We start from the raw sequence: 8,375 nt of genomic DNA, 5'->3' as shown, positions 1-8,375 counted from the left end.
AGAGAGAAAAGCTACAAGAGTCCGTCGTTCCCCTCGAACAACAGGAGTCACCTCGTGGAGTAGATCACCTGCACTGAGTACCATCTGAGTTGACAAAGGATGATATATATTGGTAGACCCTCCTTGATCATAAACAACTAGATCGCCACCTTCATCAGCTTCCTGAAGATGAATAATAATTGCTAAATGTCGCAGTGGATCGGAATCATTATCATAGTGAGCACCAATATAGCCTCCAGGTCTCATAACATTCAACTGAATGCGTCGAATTTCTAGAAATTTAGCACAGGTTATGAACTGAAAAAAGGCCTTCATTGGCTCCTTCAGGAGGATATTTTCAATCACTGTGCCAGTAGAGGTAAGAGTTTGTAGATAAGGTGTATCGGTCTTCAGACGACCCACTTCTAAGTTGTGAGTTTCCCCTCTGTCACCCACAGTAACCGAGCGAGTAGGAGTCTTGCAGGAAATATTAAGAATACATTGATAGTCTTCAGGGGTCATTGGAGTTTCATTAAGGGATAGAACCAAGACTCCATACTTGGCAAACTTATAGCGCAAATCACTATACTGAGAACTAAGCTCCAACATCTAAGTTTCTTCTAGCCTCTAAAAACTCTTTCTTGAACACCAAAACCTCCAGGAAGCTGAAGATGTAGAGCATAAGACTGATAGCATAAAATCCATTCTTCAGCCAACTTTCCCCCTGGCTTGATCATACAATCACTAGACTGATAGCATAAAATCCATTCTTCAGTCAACTTTCCCCCTGGTTTGATCATACAATCACTCAATATTCCTGGGCATCACTATTGAATCATGTTTCGGTAAAACCCAAAATCTGGATTTTACCGAGTCAAACAACACAACTGAGATGCACCCATTCTTGATAGGGGTAAACACAGATAGTTTGTAGGAATACAGCAATGTTTCCTACAAACTATTTTTGATTCATATTGTCTATTCACATTATAACTAAGAATATGACTACGTTCTGGTAATAGGTAATAGGTAATAGGTAATGTGTAATGGGTAATGGATAATGGATAATAGATAATGGATAATGGGAAATGGGTAATAGTAAGCCAATAACCAATGACCAATAACCAATGCCCAATTACCAAGTAACTATCTTTAGCCTTCTTTTCCCTCAGTCTTATGACTAGGATTTTTTACCTTGGCGTTTCTGTACTGACGTTAACCCCATAACTCCGAACGCAAACAGCGTACCTACTAAAGTTCCTGGTTCTGGTGTGGATACACTGCCTGATGGTGGCCTCGGTGTGTGTGTAAGTCCGCTGATAACAAAGACAACATCGTTAAAGTCTTGGTCTCCTGAATCATGGGCTTGCTGGGATATCCAATCGTCTTCAAATCCTAGCATCACAAACTTTTCCCCTCCAAATTCAACTTCATAACCCAAGAGATGATGAATCCGTCGAGATTGAATCTGCCGAGCTTGAATTCGTCGCGGATTTTTTCCCGATTGGAACCAAAGTACTTGTCGTTTTCACGATTATCATTGTACCCATCGGACTTTATGAAAAACTCAATAAAGGTGTCACCGACAAAATTCCCCAGATTTACACCTTGACCAAGTGCCAAAAGACCATCGTCGTTAGGGAGAATGCTCAAGGGAGAGGAAACATCATCAAAAACTATTTCTTTACTGTTACCATTATCCACAGAATAGAATAGTTGATTTCTGAAACCGGCTCCTTCGTTGATAAAAAAGACTTCCACATCGTTGGCACCACTTTCCCAGCGCAGAAAATTAAAATCGATTTCAGGCAAATCCTCTTGATTTATCATTAATCTTTCTTCATTTACGAAATCGTTAAAGTATTACCACTGCTCATAGGTTAGTTTTGGTACGTAATTCCCTGAATTGCTATACTGTTGATTGTATTCTTGCTCAGATACATTTGCAGATGCTTGATTGGCAGAATACAAAACTCCTAAAACAGTAGCGGTCGCCATTAATCCAGAAAGCAGTTTATATTTAATGAAATTGACTTAACTGATTAGACACTTCGTGGTTGTATAAATTAGGGAGTATAGAGCTGTTTTGTCTGTGCATTCCCTCTTATTTATCAGTGTCTCTGTCCGATGTATAGCGTTTCCTTTATGATTCGTGAAATATATTGGCCGAAGCTATCGCTATAACCCAAGCCCTGCAAGGATTTACGATTTTACCAATTTTACAAATGATTTAGGATTGCTATATGCGATCGCGTTTATGAAGATTTGATGCCAGGTTTAACTTTTGTATAAATTTTAAGGATGATAGCTGAATGCTTACGCTAGGAGTATTATGGTTGTTCCTGAGATTGTTGCAGCCACCCTTGGCAGTAGTCAATCAGGGTCCCAATGCGATCGCATACTCCCTTCTGCCTCAATTTGGCTGTCTGGGCACTCCGGGATGCCTGCAGAAGCATCAGGTCATTTTCCAATAATCGGATCTGTTTGTGAATTTCCGTTTTTAGGGACTGCCATCGAGAGGCATAATCCAGAGGTATGTCTGAGGCACTAATACTAGCGATCTCAGTGATGAACAGCCCCTTTAGTGCTTGAAACTGCTCCTGAATTGCTGATCGGGCCACATCATCAGCGCCAAATTTGTAGTACATTTGTTCTAGGGCTTGTTGGAATTCTCGTAATCGTTGATTATGTGATTGAGATAACATTGTGAGCCCTATTAGCGTAAAATTATAAATGTAAAGAATTTTTTCTTTTTAAAGACAGGGCAGTTACCAAACCAACAATTTGGCTCTGCCACTTAAATATTGGAGGAAGCTTCCATCTCTTTGAACTTGAGCATCCGGACAGCATTCTGGCTTGACGAAAAAGGAGGGTGAGAGGAAGCTTTACTTAAACCGACTGCTGAGAAGGGTTTGGCTGCATCGACAAGCTTGCCACCCTTCTGAGTCAGTACTCATTTTGGTAGACTTCGGTTTTCCTAGACTCCGGTATCTATTTTTTCTCTGAGGGGCAAATAATTATGGACGCGATCGCCACCTACTCTATTTTGAATTTTAACGTCGAGATTCCTGACTGGCTGCAAGATTGCTTAAGAGCCGCTTCATCAGCGGCAGAGGAACCAGTCGGTGATCATACTTTGTTAATCGCTGAGGCATTTAAATTTGCTTACCAACTCCATCAAGGTCAGTCCCGCAAATCAGGAGAGCCTTACATTGCCCATCCTGTTGCAGTGGCTGATTTATTAAGGGATTTGGGAGGCAACTCTACTATGATAGCGGCTGGATTCCTCCATGATGTAGTTGAAGATACGGAAATTACTCCAGAAGAAATAGAATCCCGGTTCGGAGTGGAGGTACGAAATTTAGTAGAAGGGGTAACCAAACTATCTAAATTCAACTTCTCGAGTAAAACTGAGCGTCAAGCCGAGAACTTCCGCCGGATGTTCCTGGCCATGGCAGCAGATATTAGGGTAATCGTTGTCAAACTGGCAGATCGATTACATAATATGCGGACGTTGGAATACTTGAAGCCACAAAAACAGGGTCAGATTGCCCAAGAAACTCGAGATATCTTTGCCCCCCTAGCCAATAGGTTAGGAATTGGTTGCTTCAAGTGGGAACTAGAAGATTTAGCCTTTAAGTATCTCGAAAGGGATGCTTATCGGGAAATTCAGTCGTTGGTAGCAGAAAGACGCTCAGACCGGGAACAGCGCCTCAAGGAAGTCTCAGAACTTTTGCGAGAGCAGATTCATAAAACCGGTGTTCATTGCGTTGATATTAGTAGTCGCCCCAAGCACCTGTATGGAATATATCAGAAAATGCAGCGGCAGAACAAGGGGTTTCATGAAATCTATGATATTGCTGCAATGCGCGTGATTGTGGAAACCAAAGAGGAATGCTACCGAGCCTTAGCCGTTGTTCATGATCTGTTTAGACCAATTCCAGGTCGGTTTAAAGATTATATTGGTTTACCTAAACCTAATCGCTATCAATCCCTCCATACCGGAGTGATTGGGTTTAATGGTCGCCCGATTGAAGTCCAAATTCGCACCCTGGAAATGCACCATGTGGCGGAATGGGGTATTGCTGCTCACTGGAAGTATAAGGAAACCGGTGGCTCTAATACCACCAAATTCACGGCTGATGATGAAAAGCTGACTTGGCTGCGGCAGTTATTGGAATGGCAGAAAGACCTGAAAGATGCTCAGGAATACATGGAAAACATCAAAGATAACTTATTTGATGAAGATGTCTATGTATTTACACCAGATGGTGACGTAGTCGCTTTGAGTCGGGGGGCAACTGCCGTAGACTTCGCCTATCGGATTCATACCGAGGTGGGAAACCATTGTGCTGGTGTACGAGTTAATGGTGAGTGGCGGGTACTCGATTGTCCTCTAAAGAATGGGGATATCGTAGAAATTCTCACCACCAAAAACGCTCACCCTAGTCTAGATTGGCTCAACTTTGTGGTAACAGCCAGTGCCAGAAATCGTATTCGGCAATGGTTTAAGCGATCGCATCGGGAAGAAAATGTGGCTCGGGGTCGGGAACTCTTAGAGAAGGAACTTGGGAAAAAAGGATTTGAAGCCTTGCTCAAATCAGCACCAATGCAAATTGTGGCGGAGCGCTGTAACTACCACAAAGTAGAGGATTTACTGGCTGGCCTGGGTCATGGTGCAGTGACACTCAACTTTGTAGTGAAACGACTAAGGGAAGAACTACACGCTGGTTTAGACAATCAGCCAGAAGAAACTGAAGTGCTCCAACAGTATTCTAGCTCTACCCCCATTAATCTCCAATCCCAACTTCCTAGTAAGACACATCCTATTGCTGGTGTAGAAGGACTACTGTATCGCCTTGCTGCATGTTGTAACCCCTTACCGGGAGAATCTATTATTGGGGTAGTCACTCGCACTAAGGGGATTTCCATTCATCGGCAAGGATGTGTGAATGTGGAAAATGTTTTAGGAGAAAGACTAGTACCGGTCAGCTGGAATCCCACTGATGTCGATAACGGACGTCCCCAAACCTACCCGGTAAATGTGCAAATTGAAGTCATTGACCGGGTTGGTGTCTTCAAAGACATTCTCTCTCGCTTAAGTGACCAAAACATTAATGTCCGTAAAGCTCAAGTCAAAACTCAGTATGGCAAACCAGCTCTAATTGACCTGTGCATTGATATTCTCGATCACCAACAACTCAACTGCAGCTTTGCCAAAATCCAACAAATGAGCGATGTGTTAAATATCCGACGTGTTTCTCAGGTGGAGGAATGTCATTGAAGGTTAGGAGGTTAGGAGGTTAGAAGGTTGAAGGTTAGGAGGTTGAAGGTTAGGAGGTTTAAGGTTAGGAGGTTGAAAGTTAGGAGGTTGAAAGTTAGAAGGTTAACAATCAACAGTCAAGATTTAACTCAACAGTCAAGATTCAACAGTCAAGATTCAACAGTCAAGATTCAACAGTCAAGATTCAACAAACCACTTCTTTTTCTTCTGAACGTCGTCTAGGCACTTCATAGGTGAAGAAATCATGGGCTAAGATGGTATTTGGGAAAATTGCCCGTGCTTCTTGAAGCAAATCATCTAACCTCAGGGGGTTTCCTGGAGCATAACGAGGACTGAAATGGGTCATAATTAGCTGTTTGACTCCTGCACCAAGGGCAACTTGAGCTGCCATGGTAGAGGTAGAATGTAAGCGCTCAATAGCCATCTGAGCGTCTTGATGGGCAAAAGTAGCTTCGTGAATCAACACATCTCCATCCTTTGCTAGTTCAATAGCCTGCTCACAGAAGATAGTATCGGTACAATAAACCACTTTACGACCAGTTTCGGGTACTCCACACAAGTCAATACCCTGAATCTTACGCCCATTAGGTAGGGTAATCGTTTCTCCCCGTTTGAGTTTACCGTAAAGAGGACCAGAGGGAATTCCTAATGCGATCGCTTTTTCTACATTAAACCTGCCCGGTCGGTCTTTTTCACACACTCGATAGCCAAAGGCTGGTACACGATGTTCGAGGGGTAGACAGCTAACGGTAAATTCCTGGTCTTCGTAGACTAAACCAGGTTTTATTGTGTGAACCTTGAAGGGGAATGCCAAATGGGTGCGAGAGTATTTTAGGCAAGCTTGGAGATAACTATCTAAACCTGGTGGTCCATAAATATCAACCCTGTCGATGTTTCCCGCTAAGCCACAGCTTGCCAACAGACCTGGCATACCAAAAATATGGTCACCGTGGAGGTGGGTAATGAACATTCGTCGGATCTGGCTGGTTTTCAGGTCACTCCGCAAAAGTTGATGCTGAGTACCTTCGCCACAGTCAAACAGCCAGACTTCTGCACGCTGAGGTAAGCGCAGCGCTACACTGGACACATTGCGCGATCGCGTTGGGACTCCGGAGCTAGTTCCTAAAAATGTAATTTCCACGCAGCCTGTTGTTGAATGTTCTTGTCTTGACTCTTCTATATATAGTACACAGCCTGAGTCCGATAGTCTCGAAGAGTGGGTAGGATATCACCGGGTCAGCCATCAGCTTTCAGCTTTCTGCTATCAGCTTTCTGCTATCAGCTTTCTGCTATCAGCTTTCAGATTTCAGCTTTCAGCTATCAGCTATCAGCCATCAGCTATCAGCCATCAGCTATCAGCTATCAGCTTTCTGCTATCAGCTTTCTGCTATCAGCTTTCTGCTATCAGCTTTCTGCTATCAGCTATCAGCTTTCTGCTATCAGCTATCAGCTATCAGCTATCAGCTTTCTGCATATGCTTAGATGGACTTTACTGGTGACTTTCAATTCTCATTAATCTCGAAAATTATAGCGTTGATCACAGTCATGAGGTACAGTATTATTTGAAGCTGATTCCCTGTCTTGATGCAGCGCATCCCTATTACCCATTACCTATTACCTATTACCTATTACCTATTACCTATTACCTATTACCTATTACCCATTACCTATTACCTATTACCTATTACCTATTACCTATTACCCATTACCTATTACCTAAAATCCCGAAATTGTGTACCTCATAGCTATGAGAATTGCTATATACCGTTCCCGTAGCGTGGCCATAGGCCAAACAGGTTTATTTGAAGCTGACGGCTGACAGCTGACGGCTGACAGCTGACGGCTGATGGCTTACAACAAATCAAAAAATAAATTTAGTTTTTAGCATTGGTACTACGATACTATTGTTGTTACTGTTGTGTTCTGGAGATATAATTACAAATAGACCGGGAGTGATGGATATATTGTCATTAATTTGGTAGCGATAAAAGGTCTCTAAATGGTAAGATACATCCAAATCTTGACGACTGTTAATATCATTTTTAGCTAGTCTAGGGGGCATTCCAAACACGAAACCTAATTCATTGCCTTCTTTGCCTAAATCGGGAAATGCCATGGTGATAGCCCAAGTCCAGATATCAGCTTTAGCGCCCTTTGAGCCATCCAAACCACTTTGGCGGGGAGAGGATTCAGCGTTGGCATTGATATAACTAAGCCAACCCCCAAGGGCAAAACCAGGACTAAGTCGATATCTCGCTTGTAAGCCAAACCCATTAGCGGAGGTGGCAGTTTGATCACCAAAGGGTGCTTGGGAAAATTGACTGCCAGTACTGCCAGTGACATCAATCCCTGAGTTGGGTTCAGGAGAATAGTAATGGACATAATTCAATCCAATCCCTAAGCGCTGATTTGGTGTTAAGGTTAGCTGAGTGAAAGCACCAAATTGACCGTTAAATAGTCCATTACCTTCGGTGGGATTAGAGATACTAGCGGCACTACCTAAATAAGCTACACTGATTCTAATTGAGTCATTAAATTGATAACGAATAGCAGCGCCACCACCTTCAGCTAGGCGATAAACCGGGTTATGTACTCCAAAACGGGAGAGGGCTGAGACGGGATTGAGGGGGTCTGTAATCTCATCGGCTGACAGACCGGCTGCAGCAATATGAGCTTGAATGCGATCGCTAATCGGGAATCGATAATATAGTTCAGTTAAGACAAATTCCTGGTCTGTATCTGTTTCAAAGTCATAGAGAGTCATGTCTGTGCCATCAAGGGGGTTATTAAATTCAGGCACGTCGGTGGTATCGATTCTAGTGCGTAACAGGTCTTTACCGGTGAAACTGGTATCAAAGGATAATAGGGCAAGACCTGTGAATGTAGTGGTAAGACTATCGTCTTCAGTTGGGCTACTGCAACAAGGGGCAGCTTTGTTACCAGTGAAGTAGTCAATTAGGATAAAGTCTACTTCGCCATTGAGCTTAGTAGTGGTGGAAAACTCAGTAATTTCGACTTCAGCAGTACGAGCGGTGACAGCATCCAGGTTACCACGCAGTCGAGCTAGTTCCAGGGTAAACTCGCCTTGCAAACGCTGGATTGCCTCTAGATC

The 8,375-nt window shown here is 43.1% G+C and carries 10 protein-coding genes; 3 read left to right on the top strand and 7 right to left on the bottom strand.

The annotated features are described in order from the left end of the window. The 5 genes from F6K38_RS30760 to patD all read right to left on the bottom strand — a co-directional run. A partial coding sequence (locus F6K38_RS30760; protein ID WP_287358863.1) for a 2OG-Fe(II) oxygenase occupies positions 1-588 on the bottom strand: 588 nt, incomplete at its 3' end. A gap of 571 nt (positions 589-1,159) precedes the next feature. Further along, positions 1,160-1,381 (bottom strand): PEP-CTERM sorting domain-containing protein, encoded by a 222-nt coding sequence (locus F6K38_RS30755; RefSeq protein ID WP_008190534.1) that lies wholly within the window; start codon positions 1,379-1,381, stop codon positions 1,160-1,162. Then, positions 1,381-1,809: a hypothetical protein gene (locus tag F6K38_RS30750; RefSeq protein WP_008190532.1), complete on the bottom strand. Its 429-nt coding sequence runs from the start codon at positions 1,807-1,809 to the stop codon at positions 1,381-1,383. The genes F6K38_RS30755 and F6K38_RS30750 overlap by 1 nt, the downstream gene beginning before the upstream one ends. A 33-nt stretch (positions 1,810-1,842) precedes the next feature. Next, positions 1,843-1,977 (bottom strand): hypothetical protein, encoded by a 135-nt coding sequence (locus F6K38_RS30745; protein ID WP_008190529.1) that lies wholly within the window; start codon positions 1,975-1,977, stop codon positions 1,843-1,845. 332 nt (positions 1,978-2,309) lie between these two features. Next, positions 2,310-2,684 (bottom strand): heterocyst frequency control protein PatD, encoded by a 375-nt coding sequence (gene patD, locus F6K38_RS30740; RefSeq protein ID WP_287358860.1) that lies wholly within the window; start codon positions 2,682-2,684, stop codon positions 2,310-2,312. A gap of 314 nt (positions 2,685-2,998) precedes the next feature. Here patD and F6K38_RS30735 point away from each other — a divergent pair, with 314 nt between their 5' ends. Continuing rightward, positions 2,999-5,263: a RelA/SpoT family protein gene (locus F6K38_RS30735; protein WP_287358858.1), complete on the top strand. Its 2,265-nt coding sequence runs from the start codon at positions 2,999-3,001 to the stop codon at positions 5,261-5,263. Positions 5,264-5,447: 184 nt separating this feature from the next. Here the strand turns inward: F6K38_RS30735 and F6K38_RS30730 are convergent, their stop codons facing one another. Continuing rightward, positions 5,448-6,404 (bottom strand): ribonuclease Z, encoded by a 957-nt coding sequence (locus F6K38_RS30730; RefSeq protein WP_287358857.1) that lies wholly within the window; start codon positions 6,402-6,404, stop codon positions 5,448-5,450. A 75-nt stretch (positions 6,405-6,479) separates the two neighbouring features. On the opposite strand from F6K38_RS30730, the gene F6K38_RS30725 reads away from it, so the two are divergent. Further along, the gene (locus tag F6K38_RS30725; RefSeq protein WP_287358855.1) at positions 6,480-6,779 is read left to right on the top strand and encodes a hypothetical protein; all 300 of its coding nucleotides are present in this window, start codon (positions 6,480-6,482) and stop codon (positions 6,777-6,779) included. Positions 6,780-6,847: 68 nt separating this feature from the next. Further along, a complete protein-coding gene (locus tag F6K38_RS30720; protein ID WP_287358853.1) occupies positions 6,848-7,039 on the top strand; it encodes a hypothetical protein in 192 nt (63 codons plus the stop codon). A gap of 85 nt (positions 7,040-7,124) precedes the next feature. Here F6K38_RS30720 and F6K38_RS30715 read toward each other — a convergent pair. Continuing rightward, positions 7,125-8,375 (bottom strand): iron uptake porin (locus tag F6K38_RS30715; protein ID WP_287358850.1); only part of this gene is annotated, 1,251 nt, incomplete at its 5' end.

This window comes from Moorena sp. SIO3B2, from assembly GCF_010692525.1.
In the GTDB taxonomy this organism is placed as follows: domain Bacteria; phylum Cyanobacteriota; class Cyanobacteriia; order Cyanobacteriales; family Coleofasciculaceae; genus Moorena; species Moorena producens.
This window is presented reverse-complemented; position numbering and strand designations above follow the sequence as displayed.

What these genes read in the sequence shown, in the direction of transcription:
- F6K38_RS30745 (WP_008190529.1), bottom strand. Translation starts at nt 1,977, where the DNA reads ATGGCGACCGCTACTGTTTTAGGAGTTTTGTATTCTGCCAATCAAGCA.
- F6K38_RS30750 (WP_008190532.1), bottom strand. Translation starts at nt 1,809, where the DNA reads ATGATAAATCAAGAGGATTTGCCTGAAATCGATTTTAATTTTCTGCGC.
- F6K38_RS30735 (WP_287358858.1), top strand. Translation starts at nt 2,999, where the DNA reads ATGGACGCGATCGCCACCTACTCTATTTTGAATTTTAACGTCGAGATT.
- patD (WP_287358860.1), bottom strand. Translation starts at nt 2,684, where the DNA reads ATGTTATCTCAATCACATAATCAACGATTACGAGAATTCCAACAAGCC.
- F6K38_RS30755 (WP_008190534.1), bottom strand. Translation starts at nt 1,381, where the DNA reads ATGCTAGGATTTGAAGACGATTGGATATCCCAGCAAGCCCATGATTCA.
- F6K38_RS30720 (WP_287358853.1), top strand. Translation starts at nt 6,848, where the DNA reads ATGCAGCGCATCCCTATTACCCATTACCTATTACCTATTACCTATTAC.